Origin of the sequence: Nocardiopsis sp. NPDC006198, from assembly GCF_040613895.1 — a bacterium.
Taxonomy (GTDB): domain Bacteria; phylum Actinomycetota; class Actinomycetes; order Streptosporangiales; family Streptosporangiaceae; genus Nocardiopsis; species Nocardiopsis tropica.
Genome location: NZ_JBEXSY010000002.1, coordinates 74,643 through 93,574, shown reverse-complemented (window position 1 = coordinate 93,574; position 18,932 = coordinate 74,643). Strand labels below are relative to the sequence as shown.

General features: G+C 73.4%; 14 protein-coding genes. 8 read left to right on the top strand and 6 right to left on the bottom strand.

Going from position 1 to position 18,932, the window contains the following annotated elements; translation table 11 throughout:
• Positions 1 to 37 precede the first annotated feature (37 nt).
• Positions 38 to 361 carry a multidrug efflux SMR transporter gene (locus ABZ234_RS02205; protein ID WP_355010663.1) on the bottom strand — a complete coding sequence of 108 codons (324 nt, stop codon included), beginning with the start codon at positions 359 to 361 and terminating at the stop codon, positions 38 to 40.
• 308 nt (positions 362 to 669) lie between these two features.
• Between ABZ234_RS02205 and ABZ234_RS02200 the strand changes: the two genes are divergently transcribed.
• Positions 670 to 1,968, top strand: coding sequence for an Ig-like domain-containing protein (locus ABZ234_RS02200; protein WP_344183555.1), 1,299 nt, complete (start codon positions 670 to 672; stop codon positions 1,966 to 1,968).
• Positions 1,969 to 2,049: 81 nt separating this feature from the next.
• Here ABZ234_RS02200 and ABZ234_RS02195 read toward each other — a convergent pair whose 3' ends face one another.
• The 3 genes from ABZ234_RS02195 to ABZ234_RS02185 all read right to left on the bottom strand — a co-directional run bounded on the left by ABZ234_RS02195 (position 2,050) and on the right by ABZ234_RS02185 (position 4,950).
• Entirely contained in the window at positions 2,050 to 2,700 is a 651-nt protein-coding gene (locus tag ABZ234_RS02195; protein ID WP_355010662.1) for a helix-turn-helix domain-containing protein, read from the bottom strand.
• 362 nt (positions 2,701 to 3,062) lie between these two features.
• Entirely contained in the window at positions 3,063 to 4,466 is a 1,404-nt protein-coding gene (locus ABZ234_RS02190) for a hypothetical protein (protein WP_355010661.1), read from the bottom strand.
• Between the two features lie 241 nt (positions 4,467 to 4,707).
• Positions 4,708 to 4,950, bottom strand: a complete 243-nt coding sequence (locus ABZ234_RS02185) for a hypothetical protein (protein WP_330162601.1) — start codon at positions 4,948 to 4,950, stop codon at positions 4,708 to 4,710.
• Positions 4,951 to 5,437: 487 nt separating this feature from the next.
• Between ABZ234_RS02185 and ABZ234_RS02180 the strand changes: the two genes are divergently transcribed.
• Complete coding sequence (locus ABZ234_RS02180; RefSeq protein WP_355010660.1) at positions 5,438 to 7,588, top strand: substrate-binding domain-containing protein; 2,151 nt, start codon at positions 5,438 to 5,440, stop codon at positions 7,586 to 7,588.
• Between the two features lie 144 nt (positions 7,589 to 7,732).
• Here ABZ234_RS02180 and ABZ234_RS02175 read toward each other — a convergent pair whose 3' ends face one another.
• Both ABZ234_RS02175 and ABZ234_RS02170 read right to left on the bottom strand, forming a co-directional pair.
• Positions 7,733 to 8,299 carry an NADAR family protein gene (locus ABZ234_RS02175; RefSeq protein ID WP_344176705.1) on the bottom strand — a complete coding sequence of 189 codons (567 nt, stop codon included), beginning with the start codon at positions 8,297 to 8,299 and terminating at the stop codon, positions 7,733 to 7,735.
• A 191-nt stretch (positions 8,300 to 8,490) separates the two neighbouring features.
• Positions 8,491 to 9,279: a class III extradiol ring-cleavage dioxygenase gene (locus tag ABZ234_RS02170; protein WP_355010659.1), complete on the bottom strand. Its 789-nt coding sequence runs from the start codon at positions 9,277 to 9,279 to the stop codon at positions 8,491 to 8,493.
• An 80-nt stretch (positions 9,280 to 9,359) separates the two neighbouring features.
• On the opposite strand from ABZ234_RS02170, the gene ABZ234_RS02165 reads away from it, so the two are divergent.
• The 6 genes from ABZ234_RS02165 (at position 9,360) to fxsT (ending at position 18,906) form a co-directional block, all read left to right on the top strand.
• Positions 9,360 to 9,866 carry a MarR family transcriptional regulator gene (locus ABZ234_RS02165; RefSeq protein WP_267947050.1) on the top strand — a complete coding sequence of 169 codons (507 nt, stop codon included), beginning with the start codon at positions 9,360 to 9,362 and terminating at the stop codon, positions 9,864 to 9,866.
• Between the two features lie 186 nt (positions 9,867 to 10,052).
• Positions 10,053 to 10,496 (top strand): DoxX family protein, encoded by a 444-nt coding sequence (locus ABZ234_RS02160; protein ID WP_267947049.1) that lies wholly within the window; start codon positions 10,053 to 10,055, stop codon positions 10,494 to 10,496.
• A 213-nt stretch (positions 10,497 to 10,709) separates the two neighbouring features.
• Positions 10,710 to 11,645: a serine protease gene (locus ABZ234_RS02155; RefSeq protein WP_355010658.1), complete on the top strand. Its 936-nt coding sequence runs from the start codon at positions 10,710 to 10,712 to the stop codon at positions 11,643 to 11,645.
• A complete protein-coding gene (locus ABZ234_RS02150; RefSeq protein ID WP_344176713.1) occupies positions 11,642 to 13,201 on the top strand; it encodes a hypothetical protein in 1,560 nt (519 codons plus the stop codon). The genes ABZ234_RS02155 and ABZ234_RS02150 overlap by 4 nt, the downstream gene beginning before the upstream one ends.
• A gap of 21 nt (positions 13,202 to 13,222) precedes the next feature.
• Entirely contained in the window at positions 13,223 to 14,425 is a 1,203-nt protein-coding gene (locus ABZ234_RS02145) for an AAA family ATPase (RefSeq protein ID WP_267947046.1), read from the top strand.
• Between the two features lie 35 nt (positions 14,426 to 14,460).
• A complete protein-coding gene (fxsT, locus tag ABZ234_RS02140) occupies positions 14,461 to 18,906 on the top strand; it encodes an FxSxx-COOH system tetratricopeptide repeat protein (RefSeq protein WP_355010657.1) in 4,446 nt (1,481 codons plus the stop codon).
• The last annotated feature ends 26 nt before the right edge of the window (positions 18,907 to 18,932 follow it).

Below are 18,932 nucleotides of genomic sequence, written 5' to 3'. Positions count from 1 at the left end.
CCGTCGGTGGTCCCCTCGTCCACGGTGCTGCTCCCCGTCAATGCGCGCCGCCCATCTCCAGTGCCATCACTCCTCCGATGACCAGGGCGATGCCTCCCACCTGGACCCAGGTGAGGGACTCCCCGAGGAAGAGCGCTCCGATCACCGCCACCAGCGCGATGCCCGCCGCCGCCCACACACCGTAGGCCACCCCCAGGTCCATTCCCCGCGCGAGGGCCTGGCTGAGCATGGCGAAGGCGGCGACGTAGCCGACCACGACGACCACCGAGGGGATCGGTCGGCTGAACCCCTCGGAGAGCTTGAGCGAGGTGGTGGCGGTCACCTCGGCGGCGATGGCACCGACCAACCAGAACCACGGCATGTCATCCTCCAGGAGAAAGTTGTTCGTTCGACCAGGTTTCGTCTGAAGAGAAACCTGGGCGTTCGGCCAAGATGTTATCCCCGAGGGCATCCCGGTGTACAGGGCGGTTCGGAGATGGCCGTAATCTCATACATGGAGGGCTTCTGGTGCGTACCCCCTGGGTGTATGGTCGGCGGTTCCGGCGTCTCGCCCCGCGCCGGTGGTAACCGCTCTATACCGATGTGCGGGTTTTCAGAACCTTTTCCCCGCTGGTGCGTCTTAGTGGCAGTAGGCACACGGCGTTCGAGGTACGACATGGAGGTCCAGACGTGACGGGCAAGACCCCTGCGGCGGTGACGCGTCGGTTCGGCATCGGACTGGCGGCGCTCGCGCTCGTCGCCACGGCCTGTACGTCCGGCGAGGCGGAGACGCAGGGCAACAGCCCCGACGCCGACGGCGCGGAAGCGGCCGAGCTGGTGATCACGCCGGAGGACGGCGCCCAGGAGGTCGCGCCCAACTCCCCCGTCACGGTGACCGCCGAGAACGGCGTCATCACCGACGTCGCGGTGGAGCAGGTCGTCATGAACGAGGCCGCCGCGGACGAGGGCGAGGAGGACCCCGACCTCTACGCCATGACCGGAACCCTCAACGAGGAGGGGACCGAGTGGGTCAGCGACTGGAACCTGCGCCCCGGCTCGGAGATCGTGGTCACGGCCACCGCCGAGAACGACGCCGGTGAGACGACCGAGCTGGTCCAGGAGTTCACCACCCTGGACGCGGTGGCCGGTCAGCGCCTGGAACTGGAGTCCAACTTCCCCAGCTCCGGTGACACCGTCGGGGTCGGCATGCCGATCGTCATCAACTTCGACCTGCCGGTGACCAACAAGGCCCAGGTCGAGAACTCCATGGAGGTCGTCTCCGAGCAGGAGGTCGCGGGCGCCTGGAACTGGGTCAACGACAAGACCGCGCAGTTCCGCCCCGAGGAGTACTGGGACCCCTACCAGCAGGTCAGCGTCGACCTCCGCCTCGCGGGCGTCGAGGCGTCCGAGGGCGTCTACGGGGTGCGCAACCACCGGATCGACTTCGAGATCGGCCGCGAGCTGATCGCCACCATGCACGTGCCCGACCACGAGATGGTCATCACCGTGGACGGCGAGCAGGAGCGCGTCATCGAGGTGAGCAACGGCAAGGAGAGCCGGCACTTCGACACCACGAGCAGCGGCACCCACGTGCTGATGGAGCGCTACGAGAGCCTGACGATGGACTCCGCGACCGTGGGCATCCCGGCGGACTCCCCGGGCTCCTACAAGGTCGACGTGCAGTACGCGGTCCGCACCTCGCACAGCGGCGAGTTCGTGCACGAGGCGTCCTACAACGGCAACATCGGCTCGGCCAACACCTCCAACGGCTGCACCAACCTGCGCATGGACGACGCGCTGTGGTTCTTCGAGAACACCCTGATGGGCGACGTCCTCGACACCACGGGCACCGACCGTGAGAAGGAGTGGGACAACGGCTGGGGCGTCTGGCAGAAGTCCTGGGACGAGTGGCTGGAGAGCAGCGCCACCGGCGAGGCCCAGATCACCGACGGCTCCGGCACCCCGGGCTCCGTGCACGGCGAGCAGTAGCCGCCGCACGTCCGAGGGGGCGCCGGGAACCACCTGGTTCCCGGCGCCCCCTCGTCGCGTTCCGGGCCGTCCCGGTGCGGGTCAGTCCTCCTGGGACAGCCGGGCGACGAGGGCGTCTATCACCAGCGCGGTCACGGAGGCCATGTCCACGGCCTCCGGGTCCAGGAGCCACTGCACCTGGAGGCCGTCCATGACGGCGATGACCGCGGCGGCGGCGGCTCCGGCAGGGGTGCGCCCGTCGGGGCCGGGGGTGGACGCGGCCTCCCGGTGCTCGGGCCCGAGCCTGTCCAGGACGGCGTCGCAGATCTCGCCGCGCAGCACCGTGTAGCGGTCCCGGAACCACGCCTGGGCGGGATGCCGGTCGGTGGCGCTCTCCGCCGAGAGGACGGCGTACAGCTGCGTGGTCCCCGGGCGGGCCGCGTTGCGCTCCGCGGTGGTCACCAGGTGGTCGAGCATCCGGCTGCCCCCGGGAGCCGGCTCGGTGTCGTCCCGCAGTTCCAGGACGGCGGTGAGCAGGTCGGTCTTGGAGCCGAAGTGGTGCAGGACCCCGGCCGGGGTGATGTCGAGCATCGCGGCGATGTCGGCGAGCGAGGTGTTGTTGAACCCCCGGGCCGCGAAGACGTCGGCGGCGGTGCGCAGGATCTGCTCCCGCCGGTTCACCCGCTTCCGCGGAGTCGGGGCCTCGGGGCCGCCGGGGGACCGGGTGTCCGGTGCGGGGGTCGTCTCGCTCATTCCTGCTCTCCACTTCGTTGTACCCGGCGGGTACTCCGGGCCCGTGGCCGGGGGCGGGCCCGTCGCCCACGGTATCGAGATCTCGCTTCCTCCCTTTGCTTAATAAACATTAAGTAAGGTTCCCGCCCAAGAGACGTACACCACAGGGTAGGACGGCCCCCGCCGCGTCGCGGCGCGGCTTTCCTCATGGAAGGACACGGCGGGGCCCAGGGCTCCGGCCCTGCGCACCCGCGTCGGACGGCCCCCCACCGGGTCCGGCGGTACGGGACCGGTGGGGGCAGGGGCTCCCACGTCACACCGGCAACGGTTTCGGACAGCCCCTCAACGCGCATCCCCGCCCGGACCGGAGCGGCCCCGGGCCCTCAGACCTCCGCGCCGCAGTCGGTCCCGGCGCCGGAGGGATCGCAGGCCAGCATGACCAGGCGCAGGGTCTCCGGTCCGCTGACCTCGACGGTGACGGCCCCGGCGCGGTGCGCGGACCGGACCGCCGCCGGGTCCGGCCGCTCGGGCCCGGGCGCCTTGTCCGCCCGGTCCGCGGCGTCGGCCGCGCACGGTTCGGCGCAGCCGAACACCCGCGCGCTCCCGTCCCGGAGCACCTCGACGCGTGAGCCGGCCGGCGTCCCCGGGGCGGCGGCCGGTGCGGCGGCCTCCGCGTCGTCGGGGCACGGGCTCCCGGTGTCGCACACCCGCAGGTAGAGCGTGGAGGGGCCGTGGTCGGGGTCCGTGCGCCAGTAGGCGGCCACGACCCGGCCGCCGACCCGTGCGTGCGACCCGTCCGCGTCGACGTGCGCCTCGCGGCCCGGCTCGGCGGGACCGACGGTGCACCCGGGACCGCAGCCGGCCTCGCGCAGCCCCCCGGGACCGACCTCGAACAGGTGGGCGGTGCCGTCCTCGTCCTCGATCTGCACCGTCGTCCGGTTCTCCGCCGACGCCGTGAGGGCGGCGGAAGGTGCCGCCCCGGGGGGCGCCGGCTCCGGACGGAGCAGTCCCGGGGCGGCGAGCGGGAGGAGCGCCAGCACGCAGACGAGGGCGGGCACCGCGGCCGGGATGCCGTGGGCGTCGCCGGGGCGGGGACGGGGGAGGGCGGCGCGGACCGGCGCGGTCAGCCGGGCGGTGCTCCGGGCGCGGACGGTCCGCCAGGTCTCGGCCAGGGCCCGTCCCGGGGACAGGTCGGCCAGCACGTGGAGGGGGAGCGCCGCCAGGAGGAGGGCCGTCACGGCGATCCCGGCCGCCGTCGCGGCGGCGGCCGGCGCGGACCACACGCCTTCCGACGCGAGTCGGCGCAGACCCCAGAACGGCCCGGCCCAGGACGCGGCCGACGGAAGGAGGAGGGCCAGGGTCCCCGGGACGCGGCGCAGGGCGCGGGACCAGGCCGCGGGCGCACCGACGTCCTGCCCGAGCACGGCGCCGCCGCCGACGAGCAGCCCCGCGTGCACGGACACCGGGAGGCCGACCACGAGGGCGGCCAGGGTGAGACCGGCGAGGACCACGAGGCCCGCGGACGGCTCCGCCGGCAGGGAGAGCGGCGGCGCGGCCCCTCCGTCCGGGGCCGGCGAGAGGAGTCCGTGGGCCGGGAAGGCCACCGAGGCGACGGCGAGGAGGAGCACGGCCGGGAGGAGGGGGAGCAGGACGGCCGTCAGCAGGGAGCCGCCGGGCGACGGGCGCCGCTCGCGGGAGCGTGCGGGAGGGGAACCGCCCGGGGCACGGTGGGGGAGTGCGGAATCCGCGGTCCGACGGATTCCGCCGGAGCCGGTCTGACCGTCCATCGCCGTCTCCCTCGCTGTGCCCCAACCGAGACTACACAGGCCTTCCGGGGCGTACCGGGCACTCCGGGGGTCGGGGGCGGGGACGGGCCGCACCGAGCCGCGCCGGGCGGGCCGGCCGGGGCCCGGTTCGGGGCCGCCCCCGGTTCGGGGGCGGCCCCGGAATCCTGTCGCGTGCCGTCCCGGCGGTGGCGCGGTCGGGGCGGCCGTGGCGCGACCGGGACGGAGGCGCCGCGGAGCGGTCCTACCAGGACCGGACGCCGCCGACGGGCGCGGGCAGGCGCTCGTTCAGCCACGTCCACGTGCCGTCGTTCTCGGTGAAGCGGCGCTGGACGCGCTCCACGTCCGTGAGGGGGTTCGCGAACACCTCGGTCCACGCCCCCGCGGTGCGCTCCTCCAGGTAGAGGCTGCGCGCGTCGGTGCGCATGCGCACCGCCTGGAGGGTGTGGGAGGAGCCGTTGCTCAACTGGATGCGGTAGTAGGCCATGGGAAGTCCCTGGGGTCTGGTTCGTCCTGGGAGGAAGGACGGTGCGTCCCCGGAACGTGCGTGCCGCCTCGAACGGCAGGGGGATCGGTTTCCCGGTGCGTGCGGCGGGACGAGAGTGGTCGTCGACCGCGAGGGTGTGCCTGAAGGGTGGCGGCGAGAGTGCCGAGACCCGGAGTGCTCCGGGGAACGGGTGCGGGTGCCGGTGCACCGTGCCTTCCGTGTCCTCGGACTCTACTCCTCCGGGTGGGGGCGGGAGCCGAAAACGGGGTGACGGGCGGTGAAATCCGGGTGATCCGCGGGTGAGCGGCGGAGGTGATTCGGAAACCACCGTGTATATCGGTCTATATTGCTGTGATTCGTGTGATTGACGCGACCAGAGGGAAACAGTAGCGAGCCGAGGCGAACGGTTCACGCTCTGCGGTCGTCCAACGGACAGGACCCCTCTCCCCAGGGTGCCCCGTGCAACGCTTCCGACCCGAGGACCGCCATGGCCCACCCACCCCCGCCGCCGAACCTCACGCCCCTCCAGAGCTCCGACCCCCGCGTGATCCCGCCGTTCGCCGTGCACGGCAGGCTCGGTGCGGGAGGCATGGGCGTGGTCTACGGCGCCGTGGGCCCGGACGGGCGGTGGGCGGCGGTCAAGGTCGTACGCCCCGAGTACGCCGGAGAGCCCGAGTTCCGCTCCAGGTTCGCCAGCGAGGTCGCCCTGATGCACCGGGTGCGGGCCCGCTGCATCGCCCCCGTGCTCGCCCACGACACCCGTGCCGAACTCCCCTGGTACGCCACCCCCTACCTCCCCGGACCCACCCTGGGCGCGCGGGTGCGGCAGGGCGGGGCGCTCGCGCCGCACCAGGCGAGGGTGGTCGCGGCCGGGATGGCCGAGGCGATCGCCGCCATCCACGCGGCCGGGGTCGTGCACCGGGACCTCAAGCCCGCCAACGTCATCCTCGCCCCCGACGGTCCCAAGGTGCTGGACTTCGGCATCGCCAGGGCGGCCGACGCCACCGCCCTCACGCGGACCGGCGGGCTCGTGGGCTCGCCAGCCTGGATGAGCCCGGAGCGCTACCGGGGCACCAGCGGCCCCGAGGCCGACGTGTTCGCGTGGGGCGCGATGGTCGCCTACACGGCCACCGGGCGGCCTCCCTTCGGGGACGGCGGCGCCGAGACCCTGATGTACCGCATCCTGCGCGAGGACCCGGACCTGGAAGGGCTCCCCCCGGAGCTGGAGGAGCCGGTCACCCGCGCGCTCGACAAGGACCCCGCGTCCAGGCCGTCGGCCGGGGAACTGCTGCACCGCGTCGCGGCGGCGGACCCGGAGGCCGCGGCGGGGGCGGACGACACCACCATCGTGGACGGGCTGATCCGCGCCCACTGGGCCGGCGGCGCGGCCCGGGGAGCCCCGGCGCCCCGGACCGCGCCGAACGCCTTCGCCCCGCCTCCCCCCGCCGTCGTCGGCCCCGGGGGCGGACCGGCGGGCGGCGGGCCCGGGCGCGCCGGCGCGGGAGCCGCCCCGCCACCGCGGAGGCGGTTCCGCCGGGCCCCCGTGGTGATCGCCGCCGGGGCGCTCGCGGTGGCGGCCGTGGGCGGCATCGGGCTGGTCAACGCCCTGGAGGGCGGCGATCCGGACCCGCCCGCCCCCGACCCCGGCCCGTCGGTGGAGACCGCGGAACCGGGCACCCTGGCGGGCACGGTGAACGGCGCCGGCTCCACGTTCCTCTCCTCGGCGGTCGAGGCGTGGTCGGCCTCGTACACGGCTGAGCGGCAGCCCGACACGCGGATCTCCTACGAGGCGACCGGCTCCGGGGCGGGCGCCGACGCGTTCGTGCGCGGCGAGGTGGACTTCGGGGCCTCCGAGAACGCGCTCACCGAGAGCCAGGTCGCGGAGGCGGCGGAGGCCAGGGGCTGCCCCGTCGTGCAGTTCCCGGTGCTGGCGGGGGGCATCGCCCTGGTGTACGACGCCGAGGGCCTCGACGGCCTCGCGCTGCACCGGACGGAACTGGCGGACATCTACTCGGGCGCCGTGACCGCCTACTCCGACCTCGACGGGGCCGAGGACCTCGGGCTCCCGGACCTGGAGATCGTCCCCGTCCGCCACGAGAGCGAGGCCTCCACGGCGCACGTCTTCAGCCGCTACCTGGCCGCCGACGGGGGATCCTGGGGAGCGGACAACGTCGGGGACGACACCCGGTGGGGCCCCGGAGTGGTCGCCGCGTCCGGGGACGAGGGAGTGCACGCCGAGGTGGCGGCCACCCCGGGCGCGCTCGGGTTCGTCAACGCGTCCTACGCCGAGGAGCACGGCCTGGACGTGATGCCGCTGCGCAGCGACCGGGGCGTCGAGGTCGACCTCACCCCGGAGACGACCAGGGCCGCCACCGAGCAGATCGACCTGGACGGGACGGACTTCTCCCTCGACGCGGTCCAAGGGGACAGCGCCTACCCGATCATGCGGGTGAACCACGTGTTCGCCTACGAGTGCGGCCACCCGGAGGGAACCGGTTCCGTCCTGCGCGACTTCTGGGCCTACGCCCTCGGGGACGAGGGCGCGCGGATCGCCGAAGGGGCGGGGTACACGCCGCTGGCGGACTCCGTCGGCGCGCGGGTGGTCGCCGACCACGTCTCCCGGATCACCGAGGGGTGACCCCGCCGGTCCCGCCCGGGGCCCGGGTCGGGCGTTGACGCCCCCGTCCACGCCGATCACCGTGCCGGTGACGAACCGCCCGCCCGGTCCGGCCGGGGCACGTGCGGTCCCCGGGACGCCGCGGTCCCCGCGGGTGGGCGGGACTCAGGCGGCGGCGAGGCGGGCGCGCGCCTCCATGAGCGCGAAGCCCAGCAGGTTGAGGCCCCGCCAGTGCTCGGGCTGCTCGGCGTGGTCGTGCCGGGCGCCGAGCCCGATGCCCCACACGCGGTCGCGGGGGCTGGCCTCCACCAGCACGCGGGAGCCCGTGCCGAGCAGGTAGGCCCCCAGGTCCGGGTTCTGGCCGAACTTGGCGAGGTTGCCCTCGACCACGATGCCGAACCGGGCCGCCTCCCACGCCTCCTGGTCGAAGCCGCGGACCTCGCGGCCGATCGCCTTGGCGTCGCGCGGGTGCCCCGCGGCGACGATCCGCGCCTCCGCCCCGGCGTCGCCGAACAGGCGCGCCTTCCCGGCCATCATGTAGTGCTCGGCGGTCGGGTAGAGGACCCCGTCCACCGTGAAGTCGGCGGCCCACCACTGGGAGAGGCAGCTCGCGGAGACGCCCCCGCCGGCCGGAGGCCGGTGGCCCCAGAAGCAGAGGTACCGGGCCCGCCCCGTGGCGTCGATGAGCTCCCGCACGGACCGGGCGTCCGCGGGGCCGTGTGCGTCGGTCATGGGGGGAAGTCTGCCAGGAGCCGCCGACGTTCGGCCGGCCGTTTCCCGGCCGGCGCCCGGAGCGGTCCGCGGCCCCGCCGCCTCCGCCGCGATCTCGTGCCCACGGCCCGTCGGGGCGCCGGAGCCGTCCATGAGCACGGGGCCGTCCGGGCCGGATCCCCGCCGCACCGGGAACGGGTGCGGTCGGCCCGCTAGTCGAACTGGAAGGAGCGCTTGGCCAGGCCGTGCCAGAAGCCGTCCACGGTGGACCGCGAGCTCCGGTGCCCGTCCAGGCCCGCGCCCAGGGCCACGAACAGCGGCGCGAAGTGGTCGCTGCGCGGGTGGGCGATCGCGGCGGCCGGGGCCTTGTGCCCGAAGTCGAGCAGGGAGTCGACGTCGTGGTCGGCCACCGCCCGGTTCACCCAGTCGTCGAACTCCACCGACCAGGAGGGGGCGTCGCCGTGCGCCTGCCGGGACATCTCGCGCAGGTTGTGCGTCGTGAACCCGCTGCCGACGATGAGGACGCCCTCGTCGCGCAGCGGGGCCAGGCGGCGCCCCAGGGCGAGGAGCCGTGCCGGGTCGAGGGTCGGCATGGACACCTGGAGGACCGGGACGTCCGCCTCGGGGTACATCTCCCGGAGGGGCACGTAGGCGCCGTGGTCGAGTCCGCGCCCCGGGTCCTGGTGGAGGGTCCCGACCGGACCGGTGACGAGGTCGCGCACCCTCGCGGCGAGGGCCGGCGCTCCCGGGGCGGGATAGGTGACACCGTAGTAGCGTTGCGGGAAGCCCCAGAAGTCGTAGGTCAGAGGGACTCCGTCCGCCGTCGCGCCGACGGTGAGCGGAGCGTCCTCCCAGTGCGCCGAGACCACGAGGATCGCCTCCGGCCGGGCGAGGCCACCGGACCAGTCGGCCAGCTCCCGGGTCCACCGGGCGTCGTCGGCCAGCGGCGGCGCCCCATGGCTGAGGTACAGGGTCGGCATGCGCGTGGGCCGCGGTGCCATGGGGTCCTCCTGTGACTGGGAGATCGGATTTTGACCAGAACACAATTGAACTCTCAAGTATTCCGGGGGGCACGGGCCTGATGGCCGACACGAGGTGGCTAGACGAGGGCGAGCAGCGGACCTGGCGGACCTTCCTGGCCGCCGTCCACCTGTTGGAGGGCTCCCTGGACCGGCAGCTCAGAAGGGACTCGGGGCTCCCCCACGCGTACTACCAGGCCCTGGCGATGCTGTCCGAGGCCCCGGGGGGCGCGCTGACGATGACCGAGCTGGCCGGGCTGCTGAGGTCGTCGCCCAGCCGGCTCTCGCACGCCGCCGCCCGGCTGGAGGAGGACGGCCTGATCCACCGGTTCAAGCGGCTGGGGGACAGGCGGACCACGATCGCCGAGCTCACGCCGCGCGGGCTCAAGGTACTGCGGGAGGCGGCGCCCGGCCACGTGCGCGAGGTGCGCCGGGTCCTGTTCGACTCCCTGACGAGGGAGCAGGTCGACCAGCTCCGCGAGATCTCCGAGGTGATGCTCGGCGAGCTGGACCCCGAGGGGCGGGAGCCGCGGTGCCCGGGGTCCGGAGGGGCCGGGGACCGGGACTGAACCGGGTTCTGTGACCTGTCCTGACCGGGGGTTACGGCGCGGGAGGGAAAAACGCGGGGAGACACTCTATGTGTTCGGGCGGATGCGTACTATCATCTGGCTTCCCAGAAAAAGGTTGCGGTCTCAAGTGTTGGACTCGGGCCGCGATCTCCTCTGGGATACCCGCTCACAGAACAGGAATCACCCGTGAACGAGAAAACAGTCGTCTCCAGAATCAGCGACACCACCACCCTCCTCGCGAGAGCGGTCGTCGGTGTCGTCTTCATCGCCCACGGCTGGCCGAAGGCCGCCGACCTCGAGGGCACCGCCCAGGGGTTCGCCTCCCTGGGAATTCCCTTTCCCCAGTTCTCCGCCCTTCTGGGCGCGGGAATCGAGATGGGCGCCGGGCTGGCGCTCGCCGTCGGGTTCGCCCTGCCCCTCGCCGGACTCCTCCTGGCCTTCATGATGGGAAGCGCCTACTACTTCGCCCACCTCGGTGACGCGTTCATCGGCGGCTACGAGTACCTGGTGGTCCTCGCCGTCACCGCCGTCGCCCTCGGGTTCGCGGGCGGGCGCTACTCCCTGGACCGCGTCATGCCGTGGGGCCGCGCCCCGCGCCGACGGACATCGGAATCACTGCCGGCCTCCTGACCGGGGTGCCCGGTCGCCCGCTGCCGGAGGCGGGCGGCCCGGCCGCCAGAAAATACTTTTAACTTACTTAACACCTTTCACAAAACAGACATTAGTTCGCACAATATCGAGTTTCTGTCCTATCCTCGTGGCGTTTCGGGTTCGATCGGTAGAATAAAAAAACCAAACACAATCCACGTTGACAGCGGGGTCGCGTCACCGGGTCCGTCCTCCGTGACCCGACCCCCTGTGCCGAACGGGAGCACCGTGTCCCTCCTGTCCAACCGACCCGACACCCCTGACTGGCAGCTCCGCGTCACCGACCGGGACGGCACCGCCCTCCACGGAGCGGCGGTACTGGTCGCGCCGGAGTACGCCCTCACCTGTGCCCACGTCGTCGTCGAGGCCGTCGGGCCCTCGGCGGGCCCCGGCAGCGAGGTGCGCCTGGACGCGCCGCGCGGACTCCCCGGATGGGAGTCCGTCGGCACCGTCCTCGCCGACGGGTGGTGGTGGGAGGGGGAGGCGCCCTGGGACGCGGCCGTGCTCCGCCTCGACCGCACCGCCCCGGGGCCGCCCGCCGCGACCGCCCGCCACCGCGTCGGGGACCGGGTACGCGTCCTGGGCTTCCCCAACGCCGAGACCGGACGTTGGGTGACCGGACGGATCACCGGCGACAGCGGCAGCCGTTTCGGCTACACGCAGATCGACGTCGACTCCGCCACGGGCTTCGCCGTCCTGCCGGGCTTCAGCGGCAGCGGTGTCCGGGAGGGGACGGGCGACGGGCTCCTGGGCATCGTCTGCGAGGCGGCCGCCAACGGCAGGGCCGGCTGGATGATCCCCCTCGACCGGGTCCCCCGGGTCTGGGGGGCGGGCCCGGACACCGCGACCGCCGTCGCGCGCACCGCGCGCGCCATGACCGACCTGCGCACCCTGCTCTCCCCCGACCTGAGGTTCGACCTCTACACGGCCCTCGACCCGAGGCTGCGCCGCAGACTCCGCGCGGACCAGGACCTGACGGTCTTCGCCTCCCAGCTGGTCTCCCTCGCCCACGAGGAGTACCGACTCCTCGGCGCCGTGCTCGACCTCCTCGACGAGAGGGAGGAGGGGAGCGCCGGCATGCTCCGCGTCCGCGAGGCCGCGGCGCCGCTCCTGACGGGGCGGGACGGGTGAGCCGTGCGGCCGGGATAGAGGACCAGCCGCTGGAGGGCCCCGTCCCTCCCCGGGTGGACGAGGCCGACTACGCCCGGCTGGCCAAGGCCCTGTGCTCGGTCACCTGCGTCACGTCCCCCGAATACCACGAGCTGCTGCTGGGCAAGCTCCCCCGGGTCCGCTCCGGGATCAACCGGAACGCCGTGCCCGTGGTCTTCACCGACGCCCTGGTCGGCCGCTGCCGCGAGAGCCGGCTGCTCGGCGTCCTCATGCGGTGGATCGGCTACTGGTCCGACGACAGCCGGAGCTGGCGGACGGCGGCCCTGATCGCCGAGCCCCTGGTGAGGGAGGAGGAGTGGGCCCAGGTCAGCCAGGCCATACCCGAGGCCACCCGGCAGCAGGTCGACACCGTCCGGGAGGAGCTGGTCCTGTACGACGCCGCGGACTTCCGGGAGATCGCCGACCGCGTCCGGGGGGCGCGGCCCATCGACCGCACGCCGTCCGACCGTGCGTGGCACACGTTCGTGGCCCTGGCCGAGATCCCCGGCCGGGAGGGGGAGTCCGCGCTGGTCGAGTTCTGCGCGATCCTGGGCGCCCGGGGCGCGCTGCGCTGCGCGGCGCTGCTGGAGGGCTGGGGCGGGGGGAGCGCCCCCGAGGCCCCCGGGGCGCCGCCGGGGCCGGACGCCGGGGAGGACGTGCCGGCCCGCCTCGTCGTCCACGTCGAGAGGGGCGAGGAGCGCGACCGCCACGACCTGCGGTACTGGACGGTGCTCAGGGAGCACGGCGGGGACCGGCCCGACTTCTGCGACTCGGGCACCCGCAAGGGCGTCACCCCGGACAGGATCGCCGACAGCGTCGGCGTCCTGCTCGGCCTCGTGGAGGTGGACCACCGCAGGGAGCACCACCGGGGGAGGATGCGGGTGGAGCTGGTCGCGGAGCTGGACCTGCTGCGGGAGCTGGAGGCCGACCGGTGGCAGGAGGCGGGGGGAGCGGCCGGGGCGCCGCCGCTCGGGGCCCGCGCGGAGGTGGTCTACCGGGCGGCGGAGCTGGAGGACCCCTCGCGGCGCGACTACGACGCGGGGAGGAGGGCACTGGGCCGACGGTGGGCGGCCCTGCTGAGGTGCGGTTCGGGGGTGCACCTGGACACGGCCCACGAGGCGCAGACCAAGGAGCGGCTGAGCGGCCGGACCTACCGGGAACCATTGGAGGATCGGCTCCCGGACGATAGAATAGCCATTCTCTCGGTACCCTCCCATTTGGACGACTGCCACCAGTCGGTCCGGTCCGCGCTCAGGTTCGGAGTTCCGGTTGTGGTGTGGCGTTCCGCCGACAACGGTCGGGGAATCGGTCCGTGGCTGAATCTGGGAAAGACGGGACGAGAGGTGACGGTGTCATCAGAGAAACTCCAGTCGATCCCCCAGGTGCTCCACAAGTCCCGCTCAGGGGGCGTTTCGCCGGACGATAGCGGGTACATCGAAGAAAGCTTCGAGGTCGCCGTCTTCTACCACGATTCCCTGCCGGTCCTCCCGGACCCCCCTCCGCTGACCGCCAGCAGTATCCGCACCACCCCCCGTTGACCGAGGCTCGAAGGGCTCGCCATGACCGCACACGCCGGACCCGGGCCGACCGACTCCGTACCGGAGTGGTGGGTCTTCCACGGCACTGGTCAGCCGCGCGCGCATCTGGACCTCGCGACGCGGTTACCCCCGCCTCCGCAGTGGCGTACCTACGGCGGGGCGTTGAACTCCGGTTCGACGTCCCCCTTCTACGAACCGTCGGCTCCCCCGGGGGAACCCGGTGAGCCGGCGGAGCCGGGGGAGGACGCCGTCGCGACGGCGGAGAGCGCGCGGCACCTCGGCCCGCAGCACCCGCGCCCCGGCACGGTCCCGCTCGGCCCCCACCGCAAGCACCTCCTGGACAAGGTCAACGCGGCGATCCACCTGCGCAGGCCGCTCCTGGTCACGGGGCCGCCCGGGGTGGGCAAGTCCAGCCTGGCCCACCAGATCGCCCGCGAGCTCAACCTGGGCAGGACGCTGCGCTGGGCGGTGACCAGCAGGAGCACGGTCGGGGACGGCCTGTACTCCTACGACCCGCTCACCCAGATCCACGACCTCAACCTGGAGAACGCCCACCGGCGGGCCACCGGGCAGGCCCCGGACCGGCGCTACGCGGGGGACGGCGACGCGCACCTGCGCAGCAGCGCGGAGTCGATCAGCCGCTACCTCGCCCTGGGCCCCCTGGGCACCGCGTTCCTGCCGACGAGGGCGCCCCGCGTCCTGCTGATCGACGACTTCGACCTGGGCGACTTCGACCTCCCCGGAGACCTGCTCGACCTGTTCGAGAACGGCGGCTACCGCATCCCCGAGCTGGCCAGGCTGGCGGGGGTGGCGCCGACGATCGAGGTGGCCACCGACGACCCCGGACGCACCGTGCCGGTCGCGCACGGAGAGGTGCTCTGCTCCGCCTTCCCCATCACCGTGCTCACCTGCAACAGCGGACGCGACCTCTCCCCCGCCTTCATGCGGCGGTGCATCCCGGTCCGGATGGGCCTCCCGGACGAGCAGGAGCTGCTGGCCGCCGTGGCGGGGCACTTCGGGGGCGACCTGCCCTCCGGGGCGCGCCCGCTGGTGACGGAGTTCCTGGAGAGGAGCGGCAGCGGGCACGAACTCGCCATCGACCAGCTGCTCAACGCCGTGCACCTGGTGGGCGCGCTCGGCCCCGACCAGGCCGGACCCGGGGGGGATCAGGTGCGGGAGCTCTCGGAGCTCCTCTGGCACCGGCTCACGGAAAGCCCGGGATGAGTTCGGGGCGTGGACCGGGGAGCGACCGACCCCGGGTGACAGGCGACGCGGAAGGGTCCACGCACCGGGGGCCGGGGCTCACCGCGACCGACCTGGCGGACGCGATCCACCTGGCGGCCCTGTGGGACGCGAGCGCCCGCCGGGCCCGGCGGGCGCACCGCCTCGGGGAGGGCCGGGAGGAGCTCGTGGCCGACACGGGCCACGACTTCGGGCCGGCGCCGTCCCCGTGGCCTCCCGGCACGGTCCCGGAGCGGGTCGGGGACCCCGTCGCGGGCCGGCCCCGGGAGCCCGCACCCGCGACCGGCGCGGACCGCCCGGCGGCCCCGGACGGGCGCGTGCCGACACCGGACGCCCCTTCCGGGCGGGAGCAGGCCCCCTCCGAGGAGGGGGCCGAGTCGCCGGGGTTCGTCCAGCCCGTCCTGGAACGGCGGCAGGAGTTCGTCGCGGCCCTGTCCCCGTTCAACCTCAAGGCGCCCCGGGGCGAGCCCGACCGGGTCGACCCGGAGGGCACCGCGCGCGCGTACGCCCGCGCGCTGCTGGACAGCCTCCACTGGACGGACGGCGAGCGCGCGAGCGCCGGCGTCCCCGTCGTGCCCGTGCTCCGGGCACGCGACGAGAGGGCGGTGGACCTGACCCTCCTGCTCGACGAGGGCGTCACCATGCTCTTCCAGCGCGGTCCGGCGGGCGAGTTCGCCGGGCTCCTCCGGGACAGCGGCGTCTTCCGGACGGTGCGCGCGCTGCACTTCGACTCCGAGCGGGCCGGGCCGCCGGAGCTGAGGGACGCGAACGGGCGGGGCCGCGGGCTCGGCGGACGCCGGGCGACCGGCGCGCACGTCACCCTGATCCTCACCGACGGACTCGGCGGGGCCTGGCGGGACCGGGAATTCCAGGAGTGGGTGGCGGGCGCGGCCGGAGAGGGCGCACTGGCGATCCTGCACCTCCTGAGCCCCCGGCTGTGGAGGCGTGGCGCCATCGCCACCGTACCCGCGGAGCTGGGCACGTCCTGGCCCGCCGCCGCCGGGGCGCCGAACACCCGGTACGTGCGCGAGCGGACGCTCGCCGACCTGGTCGCGGACGAGGACGAGCCCGCGGCCGGGACGCTGGTCCCGGTGCTCCCGCTGAAGCCGTCCGCGCTCCACGACTGGGCGTCGTTCGTGATGGCCCGCGGTCGCGCGCGGCTGTGGACGCACACCGCCGAGTTCCCCGGGCGGCCGGGGCCGGTGCTGGCGCCCGACGCCGGGGCCGACGGGGATTTCGACCCCGACCGGGAGGTGGGCCGCTTCCAGCGGGCGGCGACCCCCGAGGCGTTCGACCTCGCCGTGGCCCTGGCCGCCGTCCCGCTGGACCCGGGCCTCGTGGAGGCCGTGTGCGAGGACGTGATGGGCCGGGCGTCGCCGTCCGAGCTGACCGAGGTCTTCTTCAGCGGGCTCGTCCGGATGGGGGACGCGGCCGAGCGCGGGGCGGTCCGGTGGGACTTCCGCGACGGGGTCCGCAAGGCCCTCCTCGCCCGGGGAGGGCGGGTGTCCGACATCCGCCGGATGCTGGGCCTGGCGGCGGAGCGCCTGCTGAGGGTGGACCCCTGGTTCGGCGACCTCGCGAGGATGCTCCGCGGCGAGCACGTGGTCTCCCCGACGAACACGGGGGCGTCGCGCTCGTGGGTGCGGTCCATGCTCCCCGCGGTGGAGAGCGCGGCCCTCGTACGCCGTTATTCGGCACCGATCAGGGAATATGCCGAAGCGGCCGGGCGAAACGGATACCGGGATCATTCTGTGCCGGAAAACTGGCCCCCGTCCTCGTCTGGTTTAGGATTGACCAAGGTTCCCGGATCTGCGCAAACGAGTAAGAGCGATAACCGGAAGACACGGAATACCGCACCCTTTTCTGATCGGTCGGGTGAAAAGCCGCTTATGTCTACAAACCCGTCAATTGGGGATAGAATGAACGATTCTGGCGACATTCACAGCGGCCGCGCGGGCAGATCGTCCACCAGCGGTCGGCCGCTGAGTGCTGTCTGGGTGCAGGTCCCCCGTAAGAACAGCGCCTTCACGGGGCGCGAGGAGCTGCTCTCCGCGCTGAGGGCACAGCTCCTCACGGGGCAGCGCCAGGTCATCACCGCGCTGAACGGGATGTCCGGGGTGGGCAAGACCGAGCTCGCGAAGGAGTACCTGCACAGGTACGCCTCCGAATACGATCTCATCGTCTGGATCCCCTCCGCCCACGGCAACCAGCTGCGCGAGAGCTTCTCCGTGCTGGCGTCCCGCCTGAGGCTGGACAGCGTCGGCGCCGGCAGCGGGCACGTCGTGGAGGACGTGCTCGCGGCGCTCCACCAGGGCGGGCTCTTCCAGCGCTGGCTTCTCGTCTACGACAACGCGCAGGCCCGGGCCGAACTGGAACAGTATCTTCCTGTCGGGGGCGAGGGGCACGTGATCATCACTTCTCGGGACAACAGCTGGACCGTGGCGGGGGGTGACGCCTTCCTCTCCGTCCGGGAGTTCGAGCGCAAGGAGAGCATCGAACTCCTCAAACGGCGCGGTCCGGCGACGCTCACCGACGACGAGGCGGACGCCCTGGCGCGCGAGCTGGGCGACCTGCCCCTGGCGCTCAACCAGGCGGCGGTGTGGCTGCACGAGAGCGGCATGGCCACCGAGGAGTACCTGCGCCAGTTCGCGGACAAGAGCGAGGAGATGCTCGCGCTGCTGCGCCCGGACGGGACGTACCCGGTGGCGGTCGCCGCCGCGTGGAACGTGTCCCTGGACCGGCTGGCCATGACCAACCCGGCCGCGCTCCAGCTGCTCCAGCTCTGCTCGTTCATGGCGACGGCGCCCATCCCCCGCACCCTCTTCAACCACGCGCGGGGCATCGAGGGCCCGGCGGAGCTGAGGACGGCGCTGGAGGACCCGGCCAAACTCGGCATGGCCATCCGGGACATCGGGCGCAACAGCCTCGCCCACATCGACCACCAGCGCAACACGGTCTCCCTGCACCGGCTCGTGCAGCGGGCGGTCCAGGCGCCCATGGACGAGGCGGAGCGGGAGGAGATGCGCCACTGCGCCCACCAGCTGCTGGGCCGCAGCGACCTCCAGGACGTCACGAACGACTCCAGCCGCTTCACCGACCTGCTGCCGCACGTGTGGGCGTCCGAGGCCTGGGACTGCGCGGACCCGTGGGTCCGCGCAGTCGTGGTCCAGATGTGCCGGATCGCCCTGCTGCGCCAGGAGTTCGAGGACGCCCGCCGCCTGGGCGACACCGCGTGGGCGTGGTGGAAGCAGCACCTGGGGGAGGAGCACCCCTCCACCCTCGGGATGGCGGTCCAGGTCGCCGTGGCGATGCGGGGCCAGGGCCACCTGGCGGAGGCCCTCGAACTGGGGGAGACCACCCTGGCCACGCTGCGCGAGCAGCAGAACCCGGAGGACCCGGAGACCCTGGAGGCGGAGATCGAGCACATCCGCAGCCTGCGGTTCGTCGGCAGGTTCCGGGACTCGCTCGCCGCCGCCGCCGACGCCTACCACCGCCGGGTGCGCCTCTTCGGGGAGGACGATCCGCACACCCTGCTCACCGCCCACTTCCGCGCCTTCAACCTGCTCCTCAGCGGTGACCCGGCGGCTTCGGCCGAGCAGTACCGCGACACCCTGACCCGGCTGGAGATCGTCTTCGGCCCCGACCACGGGCGCACCCTCGGCACCAACAACGGGTACGCGGAGGCCCTGATGGAGCGGGGCCTGTACCGGGAGGCGGAGGCGATCCAGACCAACCAGGTCGAGCGGGTCACCAGCCTGCTCGGCGAGGACGACCCCGGGGTGCTGAGCAACGTGCGGACGCTGGCCGTCATGCGGCGGCGGATCGGCAGGCACAGGGAGGCGTTCGCCCTCTCGGAGCAGGCCTGGCAGCGCTTCCGGATCAAGCAGGGCGCGGACAGCAACGACACCATGTACGCGGCGCTCGTGCACTCGATGTCCCTGAGCGCGGTCGACCAGCACGACGAGGCACTGGAGCTGGCGCAGACCACCGGTGAGCGCTACGTCAAGCTGCTGGGCGACCAGCACCCCTACGTCGGGGCCGCGAACATCAACCAGGCGATCATCCTGCGCCGCCTCGGCAGGGTCGCCGAGGCGCGCGAGCTGGACGAGGGGGCCCTGGCACTGTTCCGGGAGCGGATCGGCGGGCACCACCCCAGCGCCCTCTCCTGCCTGGTCAACCTGGCCAACGACCACTTCCTCACCGGGGACGTGGCGGGGGCCCGGGAGCTGGACGAGGAGGCCCTGGCCGCGTGCACCAGGGAACTGGGGGCGAGGCACCCGCTGACCCTCCTGGCCCGGCGCAACCTGCTCGTGGACCGCAGGGCCCAGGGCGAGGACGTCGACCCGGAGTTCATCGAGGTGGAGGACATGTACCGGGAGGCCATGGGCGCGGACCACCCCGCGACGCTGAGCATCCGCAAGAGCGTGCGCGGGGACGCGGACATCTACCTCGCACAGATGTGACCGCGGTGGTCCGGGGCCGGCCCCGG